This window comes from Allocatelliglobosispora scoriae, assembly GCF_014204945.1.
GTDB lineage: Bacteria > Actinomycetota > Actinomycetes > Mycobacteriales > Micromonosporaceae > Allocatelliglobosispora > Allocatelliglobosispora scoriae.
This window is the reverse complement of record NZ_JACHMN010000003.1, coordinates 2,338,647-2,361,341: the sequence shown is the minus strand read 5'-3', so window position 1 is coordinate 2,361,341 and position 22,695 is coordinate 2,338,647. Positions and strand designations below refer to the sequence as shown.

The following is a 22,695-nucleotide window of genomic DNA, read 5'->3' as shown; positions in this document are numbered from 1 at the left end:
CACCCCGCCCCGTCTCGGGAGTCCGCCATGCCCGCCCTGCCCCGGCTGCTCGCCGCCCTCGCGCTGATCGCCTGCGCCGTCCTCACCCTCGCGCCGCCCGCGCACGCCCACCAGGGGGTACGCCCCACGCTGCACCACGACGGCCACGGCTCCGTCTGGGTGACCGTGACCTGGGACGACGGCCATCCGATCGACGCACCCTCGATCGCCACGATGAGTGCCACGAGCGGCACCGGCGACGCCGTTCCGGTGGCCCCGCTGCGTGCCCTCCCCCACGACCCGGCCACCCTCGCCTACGCCGCGACCCTCCCGTCGGGCCGGTGGAGCGTGACGGTCGACATCGCCGCTCCCGGGGTCGGCTTCTGCACCGCCACCCTCGCCGTCGGCCCCGCCGCCCCCGCGCAGACCCACGACTGCGCACCCCCGCCCGCCGCGGCGCCCCCGGTTGCGGCATCAGGCCCGGCGGTCCCCCTGACCGTCCTCGCCACCGCCACGGTCCTCGCCGCCCTGGCAATCACCGCCCTGGCAGTCACCACCCGGTCCCGCCGCCGCCGATGATCCGCCACCCCCCATCACCGCAACTCTCCAAGAGCTGGTGCTATCCCGTGTCACGGTTTGCAGCAAAGCGTGGTCATTTCACGCAATGAGGCCACGCTTTGCTGCAAACCGTGACACGGCCGGCGGACCGGCTCTTATGTGGACGGTCGGCAGTGATCGCTGACGTGCATCCGGGTGCCCGACGGGTTGCTCTTGGCCTGGTACATGGCGGCGTCGGCGGCGCGCAGCAGCTCGTCGACCTGGTCGGTCGAGCGGTCGGCGGGCTGCCCGGCATCGGACTGCTCGGGCGTGCAGGTGACGGCGATGCCGATGCTGGCCCGGACCTCCAGCTCGTGGTCGCCGACCCGGACCGGGGTGGCGAGCGCCGCCAGGATCCGGGTCGCGGTCGCCTGGGCGCCGGCGGTCGAGGTGTCGGTCAGCAGGATCGCGAACTCGTCCCCGCCGAGCCGGGCCACGGTGTCGCGCACCCGTACGCACTCGCGCAGCCGGTCGCCGACGATGACGAGCAGCTGGTCGCCGACGTGGTGCCCGAGCCGGTCGTTGACCGCCTTGAACCGATCGAGATCGATGATCAGGACGGCGAGCCGACCGCCCGTGTCGTCGTGCCGCAGCGTGTCGCGCATCCGGGCGTCGAGCAGCGCGCGGTTGGCGAGGCCGGTGAGGTAGTCGTGGGTGGCCTCGTGGCGCAGCCGGTCCTGGAGCTGCCGCGACTCGGTGACGTCGCGGCCGTTGACCACGATCGCCGCCACGCTGGCGTCGTCGAGGAGGTTGGTGATGACCAGTTCCAGCCAGCGCGGCGGGCCGTCGGCGGGCTGGACCTCCAGCTGGAGCGCCATGTTGCCGGTGAGGCCGCGCGCGAGATCGCGGAAGGTGTCCCTGGCCGCCTGCAGGTCCTCGGGCCGCAGCACCTCCAGCGCCGATCGCCCGACGGCGTGCCGGGGGTCGATGCCGAGCTGACGCTCCAGCGCCGGGCTGGCGTAGACGACCCGGCCCGCACGGTCGATGAGCATGGTGATGTCCGAGGAGTGCTGGACCAGGGACTGGAACCGCTCCTCCTGGTGGCGCAGCTCCAGCATGCTGCGGTCGACGTCGGCGAGCAGCTGCGCGTTGTCGGTGAACGCCACGTGCTGGCGCGCGATCACCAGCGCGGTCGTCGCCACGACGCCGAGCAGGGTGCCACCGCTGCGTACGGTGAGCCCTTCGCGGAACAGCTGGACGACGAGCAGCAGGTCGGTGCCGGCGATCGCCGCGTAGGGCAGCCAGCTGTAGGCGGCGGGCCGACGGCGGTGCTGCTCCGCCGCCCCGGTACGCATCTGAAGCAGCTGGATGCGCGGGGCGACGGCGATGAGGAAGCTCGGCAGCAGGCGCGCCACCAGCAGCGCCCTGATCTCGGTCGCCTCGGCGACGGCGGTGTTCAGCGCGGTGCCGATGCCGACCAGCAGGGCGCCGAGGCCGCCGGTGAGCCCGGCCGCGAGGGTGAACGGGGCCGAGCCGCTGAGGATCAGGCGCACCACGGCGAACGCCGACGCGAGCATGAGGCAGGCGCCGAGCACGGTGCTGGCGAGCTCGGGCGAGGTGACGGGCAGGAAGGCCTCCCGGACGGTCGCCGACCAGGTCAGCACCGCGACACCGCACATCACCGTGGCGGCGTCGAGGCGTACCCGCAGCTGTTCTCTGCCCTGGACCTGGAGCGGGTAGGTGAGCAGCGCCCAGGCGACACAGCCGGCACCGGCGCCCACCATGATCGTTTGCGCGACGCCGCCCGCGGCGCTGGCGTCGGCATCGCCCCAGGACACCCGGAGTTGGATCAGGTCGCCGACGGTGAAGAGCGTGCCGCCGATCGCGGTCAACCGCCAGAACCGCCGCACCGGTGGCGCGCCGGTCGAGCGCTCGGCGACCTGCCGGGCCAGGAGGACGAAGACCACGTCGAGCGCGACCTGCACGGCCCAGGAGATCGAGGCTCCGGTCGCGGCCTCGGCGGCGCCGATCAGCCCGATCGACAGCGCCGCGCCCAGTGCCAGCGCGATGACCAGCCGGTCGGTCGCGATCCTGGCCACGTGACCCCGCCACGTCACGGCCATCGGTCGCCTCCGCCACCCGGTGGCCGTCGACACTTCACGGCCCGCGCTCACCGCAGCACGTAGGCCGCTGCCCGCCAACAATACGCGGCTCTTGGTGCATCTCATCCGGATTCACGGGAGATCCCGGCTCACCCGGGAGCGTCACGCAGGTAGGCGAGAGCCTGATGCCGGGGTTAGGCGGAGCCGACGAACTGGCTGACGTGATAGGCGGTGCTCCGGCCGTCCGGGTTCCGGGTCCACTTGGAGACCATCAGGTGCAGCCCGTTGGCGGCGCTGCTGGACCAGGGGTGGATGAAGCCGCCGTAGAGCGCCGGCTCCTGCCACGGCGTGACCTGGACCTTCTCGGCGGTCCAGACCCGGTCCGGGCCGGTGGCGGTGCGGGTGACGATGCAGCCGGTGACGCAGTTGAGGTAGGCCATCACCCAGGTGCCGTCGCTGAGCCGCCGCACCGACGGCTCGCCGAAGCGGCCGGTCAGGATCGGCGTGCACGGGCGGCCCCAGCCCCAGTTGCTGCCGTTCCAGCCCCAGCCCTCATAGGCGGCCTGGTCGAAGAGCCGGTCCCAGCGGACCCGGCGCAGCATCATCGGACCGTCCTGGCGCCCCGATCGCACCGAGAAGACATAGACCCAGTCGCCCTCGCGCTGCATCGTCCACATCTGGAAGGGGTCGCTGTTGCCGCCGTTGTTCCACCACTTCAGGGGGGTACGCGTGAAGTCGTTGCCGTTGTCGGAGTAGGCGAGTCCGGCGTACCGGGACTTCCACTGCGGACCGTTGGGGCCGCCGGAGTTCCAGTTCTCGATGCTCATGTAGGAGATGAGCTGGCGTCCGGTCTCCGGGAAGCTGATCCCGTCGTTCGGGATGACGGTCACCTCCCACAGCCCGTCGATGCCGATCCCGTTGTGGCCGTTGTGCATGAGTTCGGGTGCCCGCCCGTTCCCGGCGACCCGGGCCGCGCTGTCGAAGACCACCCCGCCGGCGGCGCCGGGGTGGACGGCGGAGCGCAGCATCACCGGCGAGCGCCAGTCGTTGGGCAGCGGCGGTCCCTCGGGCCACGGCGTGTTGAAGGTGTCCCCGAAGAGGTAGCCGATGGACCCGTTCTCCAGGACGTACGGGATGCCCAGATCCGTGCCCGCCACCCGCCAGCGGCTGTTGGTGTCGAGGTCGGCACCGGTGAGGCGCTTCTTCCAGGTGGCCGCCTGGGCGGAGCCGGGCAGGGCCAGCGTGGGCACGACCGCCGCGGCCACCCCGGTGACCGCGATCCGCCCCAGCAGGGAGCGGCGATTGAGTGTCATGGGGGTCGGCCTCTCATATCGATGACTGTCAGCCCTTGGCGAGTAGTGAAGCTGCCCGGCCCGGCAATTGTCAATAGATTCCCTCGATCATGTCGTAGCTGAAGGTTTCCTTCACCGCAGTTCTGCCTGCTCGGTCACAGCCGTCAACCCCATGGCCTTTTATGCGTATGGTGCCGATTAAAGTAGGTATGTGGTGACTCCGGAAGTGCGGGGAATCCGGCGGCCGCGCCTCCTGGCCGCCGGATTGATCATCGCTGTCACGATCACCTCCCTCGCGGTCTACCCGTTTCTGCCGTCCGCCGTCCGCCAGTGGTTGTTCGTCGGGGTCTCCTGGATGGTGGTCCTCCCGGTGGCCGCGGCCCTGCGCGGCATCCCCGCGGGGCTGCGGAGTCCATGGCGGCTGCTGGTCGCCGCGATGACGCTCGCCGCGATCACGACCACGGTGCTCGCGGTGCCGGCTGCCCGCGTACCCGTCGTGGATGTCGCCCTGAACGTGGCCTCCGCCGTCGCGAGCCTGATGGTGCTGAGCGCGGCGATCGCGGTCGTCATGCGCCGCGGGCGCAACGACATCGGCGGCCTGATCGACGCGGCGCTCGCCGCGATGGTCGTGGGCGGGCTGCTGTGGAACATGGTGCTGCTGCCGCAGCTGCAGTCGATCGGCCGCGACGGCGCCGAGGCGGCGTCGCTGGCCGTCGTCGTGATGGTCCTCGCCGGGACGGCCGGGGCACTGCTGCGGCTGATCGACACCGACCCGGCCGCCAATCCCGTGCTGCGGCTGCTGCTCGTCGCGGTCGCCTGCAACCTCGCCGGATCCGTGCTCACCGGCGGCTGGCCGGACAGCGGCGCCGGGACGGCCGGGGCGATGCTGTTCCTCGTCACCTACGCCACGCTGGGGCTCGCGAGCATCGACTCCGCCGGCCTCGTGGAGCTGGCCCGCATCGGTGCGGAGCGCCCGGACCGGCTCGGTCCCGGCCGGCTGACCTTCATGGCGTTCACGCTGCTCGCGGCCCCGCTGGTCGCGGGCGTCCGGCTCATCCAGCACCGCCCCGTCGACGGCGTGTTCCTGATCTTCTTCTCGGTCCTCATGGTCGGGCTGGTGATCGTCCGGATCGGCCTGCTCGGCAAGCAGCTGGACCGCTCCCAGGCCGCGCTGCGCCACCTCGCCCAGCACGATCCGCTCACCGGCGTGCTCAACCGGCGCGGCTTCAGCGAACTCCTCTCCGCCGAGCTGCGCGGCCAGCACGGATTCGTGCTCGTCTTCTGCGACCTCGACGCGTTCAAGCGGGTCAACGACGAGTACGGCCACACCGTCGGCGACCGCCTCCTCACCGACGTCGCCGAGCGGCTGCGCTCCTCCCTGCGCCAGAACGACATCGTGGGCCGGATGGGCGGTGACGAGTTCGTCATGCTCGTCCGCGACGCCGGGCCGGCCGATGTCGCCGGGGTACGCCGCCGCATCACCGAGGCCCTGCGGCCGCCGTTCTGCCACGCGTCCGGCGAGGTCACGATCAGCGCCAGCATCGGCAGCATCGTCACCAGCCCGGTCGACCTCCCCGAGCTCACGGCAGAAGACCTGATAGAGCAGGCAGACGCCGCCATGTACGCCGAGAAGGCCCCCACCCCCGACCGCCCCCGTCGAGCGTCCGCCTGACCGCCAAGACCGCCGCAAGCCAAGATCGCCGCAACTCTTCAAGAGTTGGTCCTAAGCGCGGGTTCAGGCGCGGGCGGGCGCGGCGCGGGCTGGCGCGGCGCGGGCGGCGGTGATCGCGCACATTCCCGGAAACCGCCCCTACCAACGTGCTTGATCGTGCTTCTTCCCGGAAACAAGCCCTACCGACACCGTCGGAGGGGACTACTTCCGGGAACAAGCACGATCATGAGAGGGTCGGAGGATCATGGGCGCGGCTCCGGTCTCCGGGCGTTGACTTCGTGACTTGGGAGAGGTTTTGGCACGCATCGGCATCACCGGACACATACGCCTGGCGCCGGAGACGGTCGTGCTGGTCAGGGCCGCGATCAGGGAGGTGCTCATGGCGTACACCGGAAGTGATTTTGTGGGCGTGAGCTGCGTCGCGGGCGGGGCCGACTCGATCTTCGCCGAGATCGTGCTGGAGCTGGGCGGTGCGCTGGAGGTGGTCCTGCCGTCCGCCGACTACCGCGAGCGCAAGGTGAAGCCGGAGCACGCGGTTCAGTTCGATTCGCTGGTCAGCAGGGCATCCCGGGTGCGGACCATGCCTTACCGCCGGGCGGGCAGGGCGGCCTACGAGGCCGCCAACGAGGTGCTGCTCTCGTCGTGCGACCTGATGATCGCGGTGTGGGACGGGCAGCCGTCCGCCGACCGGGGCGGCACGGGTGCCGCCGTCGAGCAGGCCCGGCAGCGCGGTCTTCCGGTGACGGTGCTCTGGCCTGAGGGGTCGGTCCGCCTGCCCAGCAGCTGATCCCGCGTGGTCGGCACACCCGTCGCCGGACGTCAAGCGGTAGTGTCCACACTCGATCATCCAATACGCACAGCATGGGCATTGGATCGGAGACATGTGAATCATCCGCCCCTGGAACGGTCGACATCCGCGAGAAGCGGCGAGTACGAGCTCGAACGCTATCGCTACATTCTCCAGCAATTGAACTCGGTGAATGAGAATGTCCACCGATACCTGACCGTCTACCAGACTCTGGCGACTGCGCTCGGCGGCGGCGCGCTGCTCGTCTTCGCCAGCCGTACGTCCTGGGGGCTGACGGCAGCCACAGCGAAGGCGAGCATCATCGGCCTGCTCAGCCTGCTCACACTCGTGGGTCTGTTCTGTTCGATGCTCATCTTCGTGGGGATGCTGAGCTGGCTGGACTATCGCCGCGAAGAGTGCGAGCTGACCGATGAGGCGGTCTATCCGGGGTTCCGGAAGCCCCCGAACCGTCGGAATTTCATCCGCTGGCACGAGACCTACATCATCGCGTTCATCTTGACATCGACCATTCTGCTGTGGGTATTGACCCTGTCGCTGCTGCTGCCTTCGATCACATGAAGGTCAGGCGAGGCCCCGCGCGGTCGGCGCAGCTCTGGAAGCAGCGCCGACCGCACTTTGCGGTCAGTGCTCGGCGTGCTCCGCCTTGACCTGCATCAGGTGGGTCCAGAAGTCCCACATCGGAGCCCGTACCCCGCAGGATGTCTGGAGTCCCTGGTCGGCGAGGCTGCGACCGGCGCACGGGAATTCCGTTGTCTCGCAGGATTCGCAGTAGCCGTCGACGGGTTCGTGCTCGGCGAGCAGCTCACGGGCGGTCGCCCACATCACCGGATCCACGCACGCCTCAGGCGGATCCTCCGGCGGACTCGCCAGATCGAAGGGCGGCTTGGTCAGATTATCGGTCATCGGATTTCCCATTGTTCGGTCGAGATCTTCCTCTGCGAAGTCCGCTCGCGATGATCACCAGCGTGGTCGTCCTCGTGTTCCACGAGACCTCTTTGCTTGCGCTCCAGAGCTTGACGTTGTGATCACTGCCGACTGCCTGCGCCGGGTCGTCCGCTGCCTCGTTGAGGCCGACACGACTCGTGCCGAACAGACTCGCCCACTTGCCGCGATTCACGCGATCCTCCAAGACTCCGCGTAGTGCATTGCTTCGTACTTGCGCCAGTACGCTGAACCCAAGACCTCCGCACCCAGCGCGGTCGCCATGCCAGCACGAGCGAGTTCCAAGCCGGTACACGTCAGCCACGGCGGACATGTGGGGCAGGCGCCAGCCTGGGTTGGCAGGTGCCGCTCGTACGCCCGCCGCGCCCGGCGCCACATGGTCACGTTGGAGCAGCCAGCAGGTGGGGGAACAGGCGGATCCTTCAAATCGACGGATTCGACAGTCGACACGGTGACAGTCATTGATCTCCTCTACTCGTCCTCGTAGGCTTGGAAACGAGCGGGAGAGAGGCCATCTCAATCCCCCGCCCGTCCCATTACTCAGCGTGCAGGACGCACGACAGATCCATGGAGTGTTGGCAGTTGGCCCGATCGGGTTCCCAACACCATTCACGACGGACGGGATTGCCAGAATGAGTGAGACTCTTGGCGAGGCACTTCGGCGCGTTCGAACGGACCGAGCGATGTCGTTACGGCAGCTAGGAACAGTTGTACCGGCGGACTACGGGCAGCTAAGCAAGATCGAGAATGGCAAGGCTCGGCCGTCCGAGGCGATGATTCGAGCCATCGACATGGCTCTCAATGCCAATGGCGAGCTTGTCACGATCATGAAACGAGAAGCGGCGGCTCGGCAAACGAAGGTAGCGTCCCAGAACATGAAACGACGGACGTTGGTTGCCGGCGCTGCAGGCTCAGCACTCGTCAGCCTGATCCCCGGCATCACCCCGGGGACCCGACTCGGCATCAGCGACGTCGAGCGGCTCACGCAACGCGCGGACCGGCTCTACGCCATGGACTACCTGCACGGGAGCGAGAGTCTCTGGCAGGCTGCCATCGGATATGCGCAGGAGGCATACGGCTGGCTCGATCACATGAGCTACAGCAGCACGGTCGGTGACCGCCTCATGGAAGCTGTCAGCAGGATGCAGATGTGTGCCGGCTGGCTCGCCGCCGACGCAGGGCACCTTGATGTCGCTCGCGCTTGCCTTCATGAGGCGCTCGGCATCGCGCGTCAGGCAGATGATCCGGAGGTCGAGTATCACGCCTTATCCGACCTGGCCTTGCAGGCCAACATGGCCGGCAATCCGCACCAGGCTCGGCGGTGGGCGGAAGCAGCCGACCGTGCGGCATCTGCCACTGACCGCTACACGCGGTTGCGCATCCTCATTCAGCTCAGACTCGCGCGAGCAGGTGCGCTCGCGGGCGAGCCCGCCGACTCCGACCGTGCCATGGCAGCCGCCCGGAACATCTTCGACGCCGAGTCCGAGCGGGAGCCGGACGCCTGGACGTTGTTCGTGTCCCCCGCTGAGCTTGACGGGATGGAGGGCACGTGCGCGCTGGATCTCGGGGATAACCGGCGAGCCGTCGATCTGCTCGCACGCGCGATAGCCGGATATGGAGACGGGTACACCCGCACTCGCGCGATCTACCGCGCGCGCATCGCCCGCGCTCACCTCGGCGCTACGCGCGACGTAGAGCAGGCCGCCGACGCAGCTCAGAAGGCTCTGGACGACATGGGCAGCACCGTCACAAGTTGGCGGCTGAGTCGCGAGCTTGATCTCACCGCTGCGCAGCTCAGGCCGCATAGGCGTGAACACGCAGCAGCGGAGTTCCTTGCACGGCACGCGGTCAGGGCTTAGCACGAACAGGAACTAAGGAGCTCTACGTGACCACCCCCAACGACGCCCTACACATCACCACCCACGGCGCTTCAGAGCTGGAGGAGCTGCGCGAACCGTTGCTCGACATCTACGCCGAGGTCTACGCAGACGAACTCGATGACCCGTTCTCCGGGCTGCCTCGATACTGGGAACGGCTCACGGCGTACGCCACACGAACCGGCTTCAGGATCGTCATAGCTCATCTGGACTCCGAAATCACCGGCTATGCCTTGGGTTACACCCTTCCTGAGACATCTCGCTGGTGGCGCGGTTTCCTCGACGAGATTGATCCCACTCTCCTGACCGAGACCGGCAGCAGAACCGTAGCCGTCGCGGAGATCATGATTCGCGAACCATGGCGCAGACAAGGCATCGGTAGGCAGTTACACGATGCGTTACTCATTGATCGAACTGAGGAACGTGCCACCCTCCTGGTGGAGGCCGACAACATTCCAGCGCAGTCCGCATACTCCGCTTGGGGCTGGCGGCTTCTGGGCAGGTTGAAGCCCTTCGAGGATTCGCCGGTCTTTGAAGCCATGGTGCTCGATCTCCGCACGCATGGAACGGCCAATTGACGACCATGGACCGACGATCGCGGGGACAGGGTAAGACCATTCCTACAGTCGCCTTCGTTCTAGGAGGCTGAAGTAGCCATCACGGGCACAGTTAAGGCCTCATAGGCTGCCGCTCGCGCTGAATCGGTCGCGGGAATTCAACACCGCACAAAGCCGACGCTGATGCAGACAAGGCTGATACCGGCCACAACGAAAGCAGGCTACATTCCCGCACCGTCCCGCCTGACATCACATCGGAACAAGATCAGGTCGGCTCCGTGCCACTAAGCCAGATTGTTCGCCGTCAGGGTTTTGCACGTTCGGGCCCCGCCAAAAGCACGTTATCCCCACATGGTCGGCGCGGCTCTGGAAAGCCGCGCCGACCATGGGCCCCTGCCGGGGGGTCTAGGGCAGAACAGTGAAGATCAGAAACCCCGGGCCAGCCGGTAGTACGCCTGGTTCCACCGCATCTCGTTGGCGAACTGCCGCCCGGAGGTGGCGGCGTCGATCACCAGCAGCTCGGTCCGCGTCATCTCCGCCAGGTCGTGCAGCTCGTCCACCCCGACGGCCTGCGACAGCACGGTGTGGTGCGGCCCACCGGCCGTCAGCCACGCCGAGGCGGAGGTGGGCAGGTCCGGCCGGGGCTTCCACACGGCCCGGGCCACCGGCAGCTTCGGCAGCGGCGCCGACGGCGGCACCACGTCGATCTCGTTGGCGACCAGCCGGAACCGCTCCCCCATGTCCGCGAGCCCCAGCACCACCGCGGGCCCGGGAGCAGCGTCGAAGACGAGCCGCACCGGGTCCTCCCGGCCGCCGATGCCGAGCGGATGAATCTCGCAGCTGGGGACGCCGGCCGCGATGCTGGGGCACACCTCCAGCATGTGCGCCCCCAGGATCCGCTCCTCCCCGGGCGTCAGGTCATAGGTGTAGTCCTCCATGAAGGACGTTCCCCCGGGCCGGCCGGCGGACATCGCCTTCAGCGTCCGCACCAGCACCGATGTCTTCCAGTCCCCCTCGCCGCCGAACCCGTATCCGTCGGCCATCAACCGCTGCACCGCCAGCCCCGGCAGCTGCCGCAGCCCGCCCAGGTCCTCGAAGTTGGTGGTGAACGCCCGGAACCCGCCCGCAGCCAGGAACGTGCGCAGCCCGGCCTCGATCCGGGCCGCGTAGCGCAGCGACTCGTGCTGGTCGGCCCCGGCACGCAGCGACGCAGCCAGGGAGTACGAGTCGGCGTACTCCTCGACGAGCTCGTCGACCGCCGATGAGCTGACGGCGTCGACGGCCTCGACCAGGTCGTTGACGCCGTAGGTGTTGACCGAGACTCCGAAGTGGAGCTGCGCCTCGACCTTGTCCCCCTCGGTGACCGCGACATCGCGCATGTTGTCGCCGAAGCGGGCCAGGCGCAGCGAGCGCATCTCGTGGAAGCCGAGCGCGGCCCGCGCCCACGAGCCGATCCGAGTGGTCACCCGGGGGTCGTCGACGTGACCGGCGACCGTCGTGCGGGCCACGCCGAGCCGGGTCTGGATGTAGCCGAACTCCCGGTCTCCGTGCGCGGCCTGGTTGAGATTCATGAAGTCCATGTCGATCTCGCCCCACGGCAGCTCCATGTTGGCCTGCGTGTGCAGGTGCAGCAGCGGCCGGCGCAGCGCGTCGAGCCCGGCGATCCACATCTTCGCGGGCGAGAACGTGTGCATCCAGGCGATCACGCCGATCGTCCGCGGAGCGGCACCGGCCCGCTGGCAGATGGCGAGGATCTCGGAGCTGGAGGTGAGCACGGGCTGCCACACGACGCGGGCCGGGATGGCGGGGCTGGCGTCGAGCAGTTCGGCGATCCGCTGGGACTGCTCGGCGACCTGGTCGAGGGTGCGCTGGCCGTACATGCCCTGCGAGCCGGTGAGCAGCCAGATCTCGGCTGGATCGGCGTTGGAGATCATAGGGTTGAGCCTTCCGATGGGTACGAGGGGACGACTACGACCGGCGGGTGCCGATGAGGCGCTGCAGGAGGATGAAGGCGAAGAGCAGCCCACCGATGACGATCTTGGTCCACCAGGAGCTGAGGGTTCCGTCGAAGGTGATCAAGGTCTGGATGACCCCGAGCACCAGGACGCCCAGGACAGTGCCGAGGACGTATCCGGAACCGCCGGAGAGCAGGGTGCCGCCGATGACGACGGCGGCGATCGCGTCGAGCTCCATCCCGACGCCGATCAGCGGCGCGCCCGAGAGCGTGTAGAAGCTGAGCAGCAGGCCGCCGACGGCGGAGCAGAGGCCGCTGATCGTGTAGACCGCGATCTTCGTCCGCGCCACCGGCAGGCCCATCAGCGCCGCGGACTGCTGGTTGCCGCCGATGGCGTAGACGTTGCGGCCCAGGCCCGTGTAGGCGAGGACGTACCAGGCGATGGCGACGACGGCGAGGGCGATGATCACGCTGGGCGAGATGAAGTTGTCCTCGCCGAACCGGATCCGCGCCTGCGCCGCCGACGTCCAGAACGGGTCGGTGATCGGGACCGACGACGAGCTGATGAAGGTGCACATGCCCCGGGCGAAGAACATCCCGGCGAGGGTGACGATGAACGGCTGGATCTCGAAGAACTGGATGATGCAGCCCATCACGAAGCCGAGGGTCGGCCCGATCAGCAGGGCGATCACGATGACGAGCGCCGGGTGCAGGGAGTGCTCGCCGAGCAGCCACGCCGAGACCATCGCGGTCATCGCCACCACCGAGCCGACCGAGAGGTCGATGCCGCCGGTGAGGATGACGAAGGTCATGCCGACCGCCACGACCAGGAGGAACCCGTTGTCGATGAAGACGTTGAAGACGACCTGGACGTTGGAGAAGGCGCGGTACTGGGAGACGCCCACGGCGTACATGACCAGAAGCAGGAAGCCCGTGGCGAGGACCGGCAGGTAGCGCTTCACGGCCGCGCCGCGCGCGATGGTCGCGGTGGTGGTGGTCATGCCCGCACCTCCGTCGCGGCCGGCGCGGGCGCAGCGGCCGGTGTGGGTGTTCGTCGCCACCGGGTGACCGCGGCCCGGAAGGCCGGGGCCTGGATCAGGCAGACCGCGATGACGACGATGGCCTTGAAGAGCAGCGACGTCTGCGGCGTGATGTTCATGGCGTAGACGGTGGTGGTGAGCGTCTGGATCACCAGGGCGCCGAGGATCGTGCCGCCGATGGAGAACCGGCCGCCCGACAGCGACGTGCCGCCGATGACGACCGCGAGGATCGCGTCGAGCTCCACCCACAGCCCGGCGTTGTTGCCGTCGGCGCTGGAGACGTTGGAGGTCATCATGAATCCGGCGATCCCCGCGCAGAGCCCGCAGACCACGTAGACCATGAAGGTGAAGCGGCGCGAGCGGATCCCGGCCAGCCGGCTCGCCTCCGCGTTGCCGCCCACGGCCTCCACGATCAACCCCAGCGCGGTACGCCGGGTGATGAGCACCGCCAGCGCCGCGACCACCGCGACGATCAGGATCGAGAACGGCAGGGTGAGCCAGTAGCCCGCCCCGATCAGCTTGTAGGGCGCGCTGTTGATGGTGATGATCTGCCCCTGGGTGATGAGCTGCGACAGCCCGCGACCGGCGACCATCAGGATCAGCGTGGCGATGATCGGCTGGATGCCGAGCCCGGCGACGAGGAACCCGTTCCAGGCACCGAGCACCAGGGCAAGGGCGAGTGCCAACCCCAATGCGACGAGTACGCCGCCGACGCTGTTCTGGTCGTCGAGCTCGCTGATCCACAGGCACGCGACCGCGCCGCTGATCGCCACGACGGAGCCGACCGACAGGTCGATGCCGCCGGTGGCGATGACGAGCGTCATGCCGAGCGCCACGAGGATCAGCGGTGCGCTGAGCCGGACGATGTCGATGACGCTGCCGTAGAGGTGGTCGTCGCGCAGCTCGATCGAGAGGAAGCTGGGCCGGTAGGCCACGTTGGCGGCGAGCAGCGCCACGAGCACGGCGGCCGGCCAGAAGAGCCGGTGCCGGGCCAGCACGGCCAGCCTGGTGGTGAGTTCGCTCATTGCTGTGCTCCGCTCGCGATGGCCCGCATGATGCGGTCGGCGTTCATGTCGTCGTCGTTGGCGAGCTGCGCCACGAGCCGCCGGTCCCGCAGCACCCCGATCTTGTGGCTGAGCCGCAGCACCTCTTCCAGCTCCGCGGAGATGAAGAGCACCGCCATGCCGCCGCCGGCGAGCTCGACGACGAGCCGCTGGATCTCGGCCTTGGCACCGACGTCGATGCCTCGGGTGGGTTCGTCGAGGATGAGCAGCCGGGGTTCGGTGATGAGCCAGCGGGCGAGCAGGACCTTCTGCTGGTTGCCGCCGCTGAGGTTGGCGACGGGCAGGTCCGGGTCGGCGGGGCGGATGTTGAGCGCCGTGATGTAGCGCGCGACCAGCTCGTCCTGCTTGCGCCGGGGGATCGGCTTCGCCCAGCCCTGCGCGGCCTGCAGGGCGAGGATGATGTTCTCCCGCACGGTCAGCTCGGCGACGAGCCCCTCGGTGCGGCGGTTCTCGGAGCAGAAGGCGATCCTGTGCGCCATCGCGGTGACGGGGGTGCGGACCGCGACCGGATCGCCGTCGATGCGGATCTGGCCGTGGTCGGCGCGGTCGGCACCGAAGAGCAGCCGGGCGAGCTCGGTCCGCCCGGAGCCGAGGAGCCCGGCGAGCCCGACGACCTCGCCCCGGTGGATGGTGAGGGTGAAGGGCTCGATGGAGCCCTTGCGCCCCACCTCGACGGCCTCGATCAACGGCCGGCTGCTCTCGATCGCGTCGAGTGCCGGTTTGGGCTGCTCCTCCAGGCGTTCCAGCACGGCGAGCTCGCCGCCGATCATCTTCTCGATGAGGGCGAGCTGCGGCAGGTCGCGGGTGGCGAATTCGCCGACGAGGCGGCCGTTGCGCAGCACCGTGATCCGGTCGGAGATCTCGTAGACCTGGTCCAGGAAGTGGGTGACGAACAGGATCGCGATGCCCTCGCCCTGGAGCTGGCGCATGATGCGGAAGAGCTGCTCGACCTCGCCCCGGTCGAGGCTGGAGGTGGGCTCGTCGAGGATGAGCACCCGCGCGGAGATGTCGATGGCGCGGGCGATGGCGACGAGCTGCTGCACGGCGAGGGAGAAGGAGCCCAGCGGCGCGGTGACGTCGAGATCGAGGTCGAGCCGTCGCAGCAGCTCCCGGGCCCGCCTGTTCATCTCGCCCCAGCGGATCATGCCCAGGGAGCGGGGCTGGCGGCCGATGAAGATGTTCTCCGCGACGGAGAGGTTGGTGCAGAGGTTGATCTCCTGGTAGACGGTGCTGACACCGGCCTGCTGCGCCTGCAGCGGGCTGCCGAAGCGGACGGGTTCGCCGCCCAGTTCGATGCCGCCCGCGTCGGGCTGGTAGACCCCGGTGAGCACCTTGATCAGCGTCGACTTGCCCGCGCCGTTCTCCCCCATCAGCGAGTGGACCTCGCCGGGGAAGAGCCGGAAGTCGACGCCGGCCAGCGCCTGCACGCCCGGGAAGGCCTTGCTGATCCCGGCCATCGTGAGAACCGGCTGCGGCATGGCACCTGCTTTCATGGTCGAGGGGTGGTGCCGCCCCAACTGGGCCGGGGCGGCACCGGCTTCATCAGTAGGCGCGGGTGGGCAGAGCGGCCTTGGCCTGCTCCGGCGTGAAGGTGCCCTCCTCGGTGAGGATCCGGGTCGGGATCGTCTCGCCTGCCTTGACCCTCTTCACCAGGTCCATCAGCTGCGGGCCGAGCAGCGGGCTGCACTCGGCGATGAAGTTGAACTTGCCGTCGGCGAGGGCCTGCATGCCGTCCTTGACCGCGTCGATCGTGATGATCTTGATGTCCTTGCCGGGCACCTTGCCCGCGGCGGTGATCGCCTCAAGGGCACCGAGGCCCATGTCGTCGTTGTGCGCGAAGAGCACGTCGATCTTCGGGTTGGCCTTGAGGAACTGCTCCATGACGGCCTTGCCGCCGGCCCGGGTGAAGTCACCCGTCTGCGAGGCGATGACCTTCAGGTTCGGGGAACCGGCGATCGCGTCGGCGAAGCCCTTCTTGCGGTCGTTGGCCGGCGCCGAACCCGTCGTACCCTGCAGCTCGACGATGTTCACCGGACCGGTCGCGGCGGCCGTCTCCTTGACGAGCCACTCGCCCGCGAGCTTGCCCTCCTTGACGAAGTCCGAGCCGATGAAGGTCTTGTAGAGCGAGGTGTCCTGCGAGTCGACCGCGCGGTCGGTGAGGATCACCGGGATCTTGGCGTCCTTCGCCTCCTTGAGCACGGTGTCCCAGCCCGACTCCACCACCGGCGAGAAGGCGATGACGTCGACCTTCTGCTGGATGAAGTTGCGGATCGCCTTGATCTGGTTCTCCTGCTTCTGCTGCGCGTCGTCGAACTTCAGCTCGATCCCGGCCTTCGTCGCCGACTCCTTGATCGAGATGGTGTTCGCCGTACGCCAGCCGCTCTCCGCGCCGACCTGCGAGAAGCCGAGGACGATCTTGCCGTCGTCGGCGGCCTTGTCACCGGTGTCGCTGTTGCCGCAGGCGGCGAGGCCCATGGCGAGCATCGCTGCGGCCCCTACGGCCAGTATCTTCTTCCTGAGCACTGTGGCACTCCTGTCATCGAGTCGTCTCACTGCACGTGCTTGCTGGAGCGGGTGGTGCGATGTGCGCTACGGCTGCCCGGGGGTCCCGGGCTGGCCGTAGACGTTCTGATAGCGGTCGTGCAGCGCGCCGACGTGCTCGTCGGTCATCGGCACCGGCTCGCCGAGCAGCCGGGCCAGGTGGACCGTGCGGGCCACGTCCTCGCACATGACCGCGGCCTTCACGGCGGCGCGGGCGTCGGAGCCGATCGTGAAGACGCCGTGGTTGCGCATGAGCACCGCCGGGGACCGGTGCCCGGCCAGGGTCGCGACGATCCCCCGGCCGATGTCGTCGCCGCCGATCAGCGCGAACGGCCCGACCGGGATCTCACCGCCGAACTCGTCGGCCTGCGCGGTGAGGACGCACGGGATCGGCTCGCCGCGGGCCGCCCAGGCGGTGGCGTAGGTGCTGTGGGTGTGCACGACCCCGCCGACGTCGGGCCGGTGGCGATAGACGTAGGCGTGGGCGGCGGTGTCGCTCGACGGGGCGAGGTCGCCCTCGACGACCACGCCGTCCAGGTCGCAGACGATCATCGCGTCGGCGCGGAGGTCGTCGTAGGAGACCCCGGACGGCTTGATCACCATCAGCTCGGTGCCGGGCACGCGAGCGGAGACGTTGCCGGCCGTCCAGACGACGAGTCCATAGCGGACGAGCTCGGCGTGCAGGTCGGCGACGGTCTCCCGGAGGCGGGCCACGGCGGTCACGCGGCCACCGCCACAGCCTCGTCGCCACCCGCGGCGGCGCCGCCCGCCGGAACGGTGGCGCTCTCCCGGTGGTCGCTGCCCTCCGGAGCGGGGCTGCCCTCCGGGCGGGCGCTGTTCTCCAGGGCGGCGTTGCGGATCGCGCGCAGGCGCAGCATCACGTCGTTGCCGCCCCGGCCCAGGTGGTCGTGCAGGGTGCGGTATTCGGCGTAGAGGGCGTCGTATGCCCGGGCCCGGTCGGGGTCCGGCTGGTAGCCCTCCTCGCGCAGGCTGCCCATCGCCGCCGACGCGCTGCCGATCTCCGGGTAGCACCCGGCGGCGACGGCGGCGTGGATCGCCGAGCCGAGCGCCGGGCCCTGCGCCGAGCCGATCAGCCGCAGCGGCCGGCCGGTGACGTCGGCGTAGATCTGCATCAGCAGGTCGTTGGTGAGCAGCCCGCCCGCGACGATCACCTCGGTCACCGGCACCCCGGCCGCCTCGAAGGCTTCGATGATCATGCGGGTGCCGTACGCCGTCGACTCCAGCAGCGCGCGGTAGACGTCCGGCGGCCGGGTCGCGAGCGTCAGTCCGACGATGAGCCCGGTCAGCTCGTGGTTGACGAGCAGCGACCGGTTGCCGCTCCACCAGTCCAGGGCGATCAGCCCGTGCGCGCCGACGGGCTGCGCGGCTGCGAGTTCGGTGAGCAGTTCGTGCGAGGCGAACCCGGCCGGGGCCGCGTGGTCGACGTACCAGCCGAAGATGTCACCGACGCCGCTCTGCCCGGCCTCGTAACCCCAGGCGCCGGGCGAGATCCCGCCGTCGACGACGCCGCACATCCCGGGCACCTCGGCGAGCCGGTCGCCGTTGAGGACGTGGCAGGTCGACGTACCCATGATCGCGACGAGTTTGCCGGGGTCGAGGGCCTGTGCCGCCGCCGCGGTCACGTGAGCGTCCACATTGGCCACGGCGACCGCGATCCCCTCGGGGAGCCCGGTCCAGGCGGCGGCTCGCGCGGTGAGGCCGCCGGCCCGCTGCCCCAGCGCCGAGAGCGGGTGGTCCAGCTTGGCGACGATGCTCGGGAAGCCGGGGTTGAGCGCCGCGAGGTACTCCGCCGACGGGTGCTCGCCGTCCTGGAAGATGCCCTTGTAACCGGCGGTGCACGCGTTGCGGGTCTCGGTGCCGCAGAGCTCCCAGACGATCCAGTCGGCCGCCTCGATCCAGCGGTCGGCGAGGGCGTAGACCTCGGGGTCCTCCTCCAGGAGCTGCAGCGCTTTGGCGTACTCCCATTCGGAGGAGATCTTGCCGCCGTAACGGCCGATCCACGGCTCGCCGCGCTCGTGGGCCAGCGCGTTGATCCGGTCGGCGTGGGACTGGGCGGCGTGGTGCTTCCAGAGCTTGACGTAGGCGTGCGGCCGGTCGCGCAGCTCCGGCAGCTCGCAGAGCGGGGTGCCGTCGGCGCGGGTCGGCAGGACGGTGCACGCGGTGAAGTCGATCGCGATGCCGACGACCCGCGCCGGGTCCACCCCGCTCGCGGCGACCGCGGCGGGCACGGCGCGGCGCAGCACCTCGCGGTAGTCGTCGGGGTCCTGCAGCGCCCAGTCGGGCGGCAGCGCAGCGCCGCTGGCGGGCAGAACACTCTCCATCACCCCGTGGCCGTACGCGTGGACCGCCGTGCCCACCTCCGCGCCGTCGCTGACGCGCACGACGAGGGCGCGCCCGGACAGGGTGCCGAAGTCGACGCCAACGACATAAAGTTGATCTATGTTAGCGTTAACATTCATGAGTGACGTCTCCATTCGGACCGCTGGGGTACGCGGTGCTACCGGTTGTCGGCGGTGGCTGTGCTGCTGGTGCGGACGATCAGCTCGGGGGTGAGCAGGATCCGGTCGGGACCGTGGGGGTGCTCCCCCGCGGCGAGTTCCACGAAGAGCTGCATGCTGCGTCGGCCGACCTCGGCGAAGTCCTGCTTCACCGTGGTCAGCGGGGGAATCATGAAGGGCGCCTCGGGGATGTCGTCGAAACCGACCACACCCACCTCGTCGGGCACCCGGCGGCCGGCCTCGGAGAATGCCCGGAGCAGACCCAATGCCATCTGGTCGTTGCCGCAGAAGACCGCGGTCACCTCGGGGTCGGCCGCGAGGCGCTGGCCGAGGTGGTAGCCCGACCGCGCGCTCCAGTCGCCGACGAGGACCTCCGGCACCGGGGCACCGGCGACGGTCAGCGCCGAACGCCACCCCGCCCGCCGGTCCCAGGCCTCGGGCTGGCCGACCGGTCCGGCGAGGTGCCAGACGGTGCGGTGGCCGAGGCTCAGCAGGTGCTCGGTGGCGAGCCGGGCGCCCGCGACGTTGTCGACACCCACCATGGGTACGCCACCGCCCTCGCCCGCGCCGACCGCGACCGCCACGATCCCCTCGGAGACCGCCGCGAACGCCGTCACACCGTCATCCTGCCGGATGATCGCGATGATGCCGTCGACCGCCTGCTCCCGCAGCCGCTTGACGGCTTCGGCGACCGAGGCCCGGTTGACGGAGCTGACACTGGCGATGCTGACGAAGTAGCCCGCGGCTCGGGCGGCCTGCTCGATCCCGTACATCATGGAGGCGGGGCCGAAGAGCGTGCTGTCGACCGTGACGATGCCGAGGGTGTTGGAGCGCCGGGTGACGAGCGTGCGAGCCGCGGAGTTGGGCTGGTAGTTGAGCTCGCGCATCGCCGCCAGCACCCGGTCGCGGGTCTCCTCGCGGACGTTGCCGTGCTCGTTGAGGACCCGGGAGACGGTCTGGTGCGAGACACCGGCGAGACGGGCGACGTCCATCATCACCGAGGCGCGCGCCGGACGGGCCGCCTCCGTGCCGGGGTCGTTCTCTCGTCGGGGCACCGCGTCGACCTGCCTTCCGCCTCAGGGTTGCGGGCTACAGTGTTAACGCTCACATAGGTGTCGTCAAGACTTCCGGCACATCACATTTGTGTTGCGGGCCAAGGTCGGCCGCCACGGCGGTCACGGTTTGCGGCAAAGCGTGGCCTCGGCTCGCGAGATCGCCACGCTTTGCTGCAAACCGTGCCGCGGCGCGCCCGCCCTGAGGACCGACTCTTGAAGAGTTGCTCCTAAGAGCGGGTCGAGCGAGCCTCGGTGATCATCGGCTGGATGCCGTGCGCCCCACTGGATGCGGCGAGCGCCTCGGCCTCGTCCAGCAGCGCCGACGCGTCGTCGCGGCGGTCCTGTGCGGTCGCGACGTAGGCGAGGCCGACCAGGTTCGCCGCGACACCCGCGCTGAACCCGAGCTCCCGGCGCAGCTCGGTCGACTCCTCCAGGAGCGCCCTCGCCTCGGGCAGCCGGCCGGCCCGGTGTTCGGCGTAGCCGAGGTGGCGCAACGCGTACGACAGGGTGAGCTTGTCGCCCGCCTGTGCGGCGAGCTCGCGCGAGCGGCGCAGCGCCGGGACCGCGGCCTCGTCGTCCTGCCGGACGACCTGGTGCACGCAGCCGATCCAGAAGTGGGCCTCGGCCTCGCCGCGCACGTCGTCGAGGTGGTGGTAGAGGTGCGCGGCGCGCTCGAAGAGTGCCAGCTCGCGCGGGTCCTCCAGGTCGCGGTGCTCCAGGAAACGGGCGTGCAGGATGCGCCCCCGGGCCAGCGCGAGGTCGGCCTCAACCCCGTCCAACTCATGGTCGGCCCGAGCGAGCATGCCGCGGTCCCCGCCGAAAACGGCCAGCTCGTAATGCTCCCGAGCCCGCAGAAGCCGCTCGTCCACACTCACCCCGCATCTCCCCGTTGCCCCGACCGCCAACGCATCCTACGACAGCCGCCCGCCCGGTGACCGGCCCGCAAAATTCGCGTTGATCAAGGGAAGACTCACCATCCGGGGTGTCCGACATGCGGCGAGTCTTCCCTTGATCAACGCGAAATTGTCAGCCGTTACCGTCGACGGTGAAGCAACGGAGGCGCCACGCGGGGTCGGTGAAGTGGAGGGCTGTCACCGTGATGGTCACCGGGTCGCCTGCGTGCAGTCCGAACACGGCTGGGTCGTCCGAGCCGACGGCGTCGAGGGAGGTCCCCCGCCACTCCCAGAACGTCGAGGTGAGACCCGGTCGGCCCGCGACCGCGAACCGCAGCTCCCCCGGCGCGACGCTGTCGGCGACGCACCGCAGCCGCGACGGCAGCGGCACCTGGAGCGCGAAGGTCCCGTTCGGGCCGCTGAGCGTCCGCGAGTCGAGCGTGCCGATCGGCTGCGACGGCGGCCCGGGATCCACCGTCCTGTCGGGGTGGACCATGCCGTCCGGGCCACGCGTCAGCGTGTCGAGGTCGGGCAGCACGGCCGGGCGCGCGGGCAGCGGATACTGCTCGAACGGAACCTCCTCGTAGACCGCGAGCACCGCGCCGCCGTGCAGGCGCCCCGGTGGTGCCGTGGTCTCGCCGGATCCGAGACCGATGGTGGCGATCAGTGTCACCGGCCGGTCGATCCGGGCGACACCGTGGTGGCGCCAGCCGTCGCGCCGGTCGTCGGGCGTGACGGTCCGCTGTGGCGACAGGTCCAGCGTGTTGCCCGTCCCGGGGCCGCAGCCGAGGCCGACCGGACCGGTCGACCCGGCCGCAGCGCCCTTCACCCGGACCGACAGGCTCGCCACCGCCGTGGACCGGCAGTTGGCGGCGAGGGAGAACGCCCAGCTCCGCGGGGTGAAGGTCAGCTCGAACGAGGTCGTGGTGGCGATGTCCACCCGCCGCTCGGTCAGCTTGCGGAAACCTGTCGAATAGGTCGGCAACTCCGCCGCGGTCGGCGCGGCGACGGCCGCCGGTGCGGCTCGCTCCGGTCGCGCCGCCAACACCACTCCGAGGGGTACGCCCACCGCGACCACCAGCACCGCCAGCCCCGCCGTGGCGAAACGGGCACGTCTGCGTCGCGCGACGCGCCGCCGCACCGTGCCGAGCCGCCCCGTGTCGGCCGGTCCGGTGCCGCCCTGCGCTGCGAGGAGTTCCCGCAGATCGTCCTCCATGGTCGGATAGCTCATTTCCTGCCCCCGCTCAGCGTGCGCTCTCGCGCGTTATCCAGTTCGGACTCCTTCCGCAGCACGGCGAGCGCTCGGCTGGCCTGGCTGCGGACGGTGGTGACGGCGACGCCCAGCATCTCGGCGATCCGGGCGTCGGAGAGGTCCTCGTAGTAGCGGAGCACGATGATCGCCCGCTGCCGTGGGCCGAGGCGGCGCAGAGCCTGCCACAGCGCGTCCCGCTCGGCGTGGCGGTGCATCTCGTCGGGCACCGCCCGCTCGGGCAGCTCGCCCCGAACGATCTCCCTCGTCCACAGCCTGCGCCGCAGCGAGATGTAGCTCGTCACGATGATCCGCCGGGCGTATGCCTCCGGATCGCGGTCCACCCGTTTCCAGGCGAACCAGAGCTTCACCAGCGCCGCCTGCAGCAGGTCCTCGGCCGCGGCCCAGTCCCTGGTCAGCAGGTAGGCCGTCCGCAGCAGCCGCTGCGAGCGCTGCACCACGAACTCGTCGAAGTCGCCCCGTTCCACCCAGCCCCCTCCCACCCGTTCAATCCCCGTCACCCCTCACGACGCCCCCCAATCCCGAACTCATTGCACGCCACCCCCATAAATTCGCGTTGATCAAGGGAAGACTCACCATCCCGGGTGTCCGAA

At 69.6% G+C, this 22,695-nt stretch carries 20 protein-coding genes; 6 read left to right on the top strand and 14 right to left on the bottom strand.

What is annotated here, in order from left to right:
- Positions 1–27 precede the first annotated feature (27 nt).
- Entirely contained in the window at positions 28–558 is a 531-nt protein-coding gene (locus F4553_RS36795; RefSeq protein ID WP_184845785.1) for a hypothetical protein, read from the top strand.
- Between the two features lie 134 nt (positions 559–692).
- Here F4553_RS36795 and F4553_RS36790 read toward each other — a convergent pair whose 3' ends face one another.
- On the bottom strand, positions 693–2,639 hold the full coding sequence (locus tag F4553_RS36790) for a sensor domain-containing diguanylate cyclase (protein ID WP_184845782.1): 1,947 nt from the start codon (positions 2,637–2,639) through the stop codon (positions 693–695).
- Positions 2,640–2,812: 173 nt separating this feature from the next.
- Entirely contained in the window at positions 2,813–3,931 is a 1,119-nt protein-coding gene (locus tag F4553_RS36785; protein WP_184845771.1) for a glycoside hydrolase family 183 protein, read from the bottom strand.
- Positions 3,932–4,121: 190 nt separating this feature from the next.
- Between F4553_RS36785 and F4553_RS42695 the strand changes: the two genes are divergently transcribed.
- The 3 genes from F4553_RS42695 (at position 4,122) to F4553_RS36770 (ending at position 6,948) form a co-directional block, all read left to right on the top strand.
- Positions 4,122–5,582: a GGDEF domain-containing protein gene (locus tag F4553_RS42695; RefSeq protein WP_184845768.1), complete on the top strand. Its 1,461-nt coding sequence runs from the start codon at positions 4,122–4,124 to the stop codon at positions 5,580–5,582.
- Positions 5,583–5,877: 295 nt separating this feature from the next.
- Complete coding sequence (locus F4553_RS36775; RefSeq protein ID WP_184845766.1) at positions 5,878–6,369, top strand: hypothetical protein; 492 nt, start codon at positions 5,878–5,880, stop codon at positions 6,367–6,369.
- Positions 6,370–6,465: 96 nt separating this feature from the next.
- Entirely contained in the window at positions 6,466–6,948 is a 483-nt protein-coding gene (locus F4553_RS36770) for a hypothetical protein (RefSeq protein ID WP_221470624.1), read from the top strand.
- A 63-nt stretch (positions 6,949–7,011) separates the two neighbouring features.
- On the opposite strand, the gene F4553_RS36765 is transcribed toward F4553_RS36770, so the two are convergent.
- Positions 7,012–7,293: a hypothetical protein gene (locus F4553_RS36765; RefSeq protein ID WP_184845764.1), complete on the bottom strand. Its 282-nt coding sequence runs from the start codon at positions 7,291–7,293 to the stop codon at positions 7,012–7,014.
- 671 nt (positions 7,294–7,964) lie between these two features.
- Between F4553_RS36765 and F4553_RS36760 the strand changes: the two genes are divergently transcribed.
- Positions 7,965–9,191, top strand: a complete 1,227-nt coding sequence (locus F4553_RS36760) for a helix-turn-helix domain-containing protein (RefSeq protein WP_281395578.1) — start codon at positions 7,965–7,967, stop codon at positions 9,189–9,191.
- A gap of 26 nt (positions 9,192–9,217) precedes the next feature.
- Positions 9,218–9,787: a GNAT family N-acetyltransferase gene (locus F4553_RS36755; RefSeq protein WP_312875532.1), complete on the top strand. Its 570-nt coding sequence runs from the start codon at positions 9,218–9,220 to the stop codon at positions 9,785–9,787.
- Between the two features lie 404 nt (positions 9,788–10,191).
- Here the strand turns inward: F4553_RS36755 and araA are convergent, their stop codons facing one another.
- The 11 genes from araA to F4553_RS36700 all read right to left on the bottom strand — a co-directional run bounded on the left by araA (position 10,192) and on the right by F4553_RS36700 (position 22,569).
- A complete protein-coding gene (gene araA / locus F4553_RS36750) occupies positions 10,192–11,700 on the bottom strand; it encodes an L-arabinose isomerase (protein WP_184845760.1) in 1,509 nt (502 codons plus the stop codon).
- A 34-nt stretch (positions 11,701–11,734) separates the two neighbouring features.
- A complete protein-coding gene (yjfF, locus tag F4553_RS36745) occupies positions 11,735–12,721 on the bottom strand; it encodes a galactofuranose ABC transporter, permease protein YjfF (RefSeq protein ID WP_184845758.1) in 987 nt (328 codons plus the stop codon).
- The gene (locus F4553_RS36740) at positions 12,718–13,785 is read right to left on the bottom strand and encodes an ABC transporter permease (protein WP_184845756.1); all 1,068 of its coding nucleotides are present in this window, start codon (positions 13,783–13,785) and stop codon (positions 12,718–12,720) included. Before F4553_RS36740 ends, yjfF begins: the two co-directional genes overlap by 4 nt.
- Positions 13,782–15,302, bottom strand: a complete 1,521-nt coding sequence (locus F4553_RS36735) for a sugar ABC transporter ATP-binding protein (RefSeq protein WP_184845754.1) — start codon at positions 15,300–15,302, stop codon at positions 13,782–13,784. The genes F4553_RS36740 and F4553_RS36735 overlap by 4 nt, the downstream gene beginning before the upstream one ends.
- Positions 15,303–15,366: 64 nt before the next feature.
- Complete coding sequence (locus tag F4553_RS36730; protein WP_184847399.1) at positions 15,367–16,308, bottom strand: ABC transporter substrate-binding protein; 942 nt, start codon at positions 16,306–16,308, stop codon at positions 15,367–15,369.
- 105 nt (positions 16,309–16,413) lie between these two features.
- Positions 16,414–17,088, bottom strand: a complete 675-nt coding sequence (locus F4553_RS36725) for an L-ribulose-5-phosphate 4-epimerase (protein WP_312875531.1) — start codon at positions 17,086–17,088, stop codon at positions 16,414–16,416.
- A complete protein-coding gene (araB, locus tag F4553_RS36720) occupies positions 17,085–18,845 on the bottom strand; it encodes a ribulokinase (RefSeq protein ID WP_184845752.1) in 1,761 nt (586 codons plus the stop codon). Before araB ends, F4553_RS36725 begins: the two co-directional genes overlap by 4 nt.
- Before the next feature lie 38 nt (positions 18,846–18,883).
- Positions 18,884–19,939: a LacI family DNA-binding transcriptional regulator gene (locus F4553_RS36715; RefSeq protein WP_312875530.1), complete on the bottom strand. Its 1,056-nt coding sequence runs from the start codon at positions 19,937–19,939 to the stop codon at positions 18,884–18,886.
- 227 nt (positions 19,940–20,166) lie between these two features.
- Positions 20,167–20,814: a tetratricopeptide repeat protein gene (locus F4553_RS36710; RefSeq protein WP_312875529.1), complete on the bottom strand. Its 648-nt coding sequence runs from the start codon at positions 20,812–20,814 to the stop codon at positions 20,167–20,169.
- Positions 20,815–20,965: 151 nt separating this feature from the next.
- Positions 20,966–22,063: a hypothetical protein gene (locus F4553_RS36705; protein WP_184845750.1), complete on the bottom strand. Its 1,098-nt coding sequence runs from the start codon at positions 22,061–22,063 to the stop codon at positions 20,966–20,968.
- Positions 22,060–22,569, bottom strand: a complete 510-nt coding sequence (locus tag F4553_RS36700) for a SigE family RNA polymerase sigma factor (RefSeq protein WP_184845748.1) — start codon at positions 22,567–22,569, stop codon at positions 22,060–22,062. The genes F4553_RS36705 and F4553_RS36700 overlap by 4 nt, the downstream gene beginning before the upstream one ends.
- Positions 22,570–22,695 lie beyond the last annotated feature (126 nt).

Coding starts and splice junctions, on each gene's coding strand:
- F4553_RS36705 (WP_184845750.1), bottom strand. CDS start 22,063: ATGAGCTATCCGACCATGGAGGACGATCTGCGGGAACTCCTCGCAGCG.
- F4553_RS36795 (WP_184845785.1), top strand. CDS start 28: ATGCCCGCCCTGCCCCGGCTGCTCGCCGCCCTCGCGCTGATCGCCTGC.
- F4553_RS36735 (WP_184845754.1), bottom strand. CDS start 15,302: ATGCCGCAGCCGGTTCTCACGATGGCCGGGATCAGCAAGGCCTTCCCG.
- yjfF (WP_184845758.1), bottom strand. CDS start 12,721: ATGACCACCACCACCGCGACCATCGCGCGCGGCGCGGCCGTGAAGCGC.
- F4553_RS36785 (WP_184845771.1), bottom strand. CDS start 3,931: ATGACACTCAATCGCCGCTCCCTGCTGGGGCGGATCGCGGTCACCGGG.
- araA (WP_184845760.1), bottom strand. CDS start 11,700: ATGATCTCCAACGCCGATCCAGCCGAGATCTGGCTGCTCACCGGCTCG.
- F4553_RS36765 (WP_184845764.1), bottom strand. CDS start 7,293: ATGACCGATAATCTGACCAAGCCGCCCTTCGATCTGGCGAGTCCGCCG.
- F4553_RS36760 (WP_281395578.1), top strand. CDS start 7,965: ATGAGTGAGACTCTTGGCGAGGCACTTCGGCGCGTTCGAACGGACCGA.
- araB (WP_184845752.1), bottom strand. CDS start 18,845: ATGAATGTTAACGCTAACATAGATCAACTTTATGTCGTTGGCGTCGAC.
- F4553_RS36740 (WP_184845756.1), bottom strand. CDS start 13,785: ATGAGCGAACTCACCACCAGGCTGGCCGTGCTGGCCCGGCACCGGCTC.
- F4553_RS36730 (WP_184847399.1), bottom strand. CDS start 16,308: ATGCTCGCCATGGGCCTCGCCGCCTGCGGCAACAGCGACACCGGTGAC.
- F4553_RS36790 (WP_184845782.1), bottom strand. CDS start 2,639: ATGGCCGTGACGTGGCGGGGTCACGTGGCCAGGATCGCGACCGACCGG.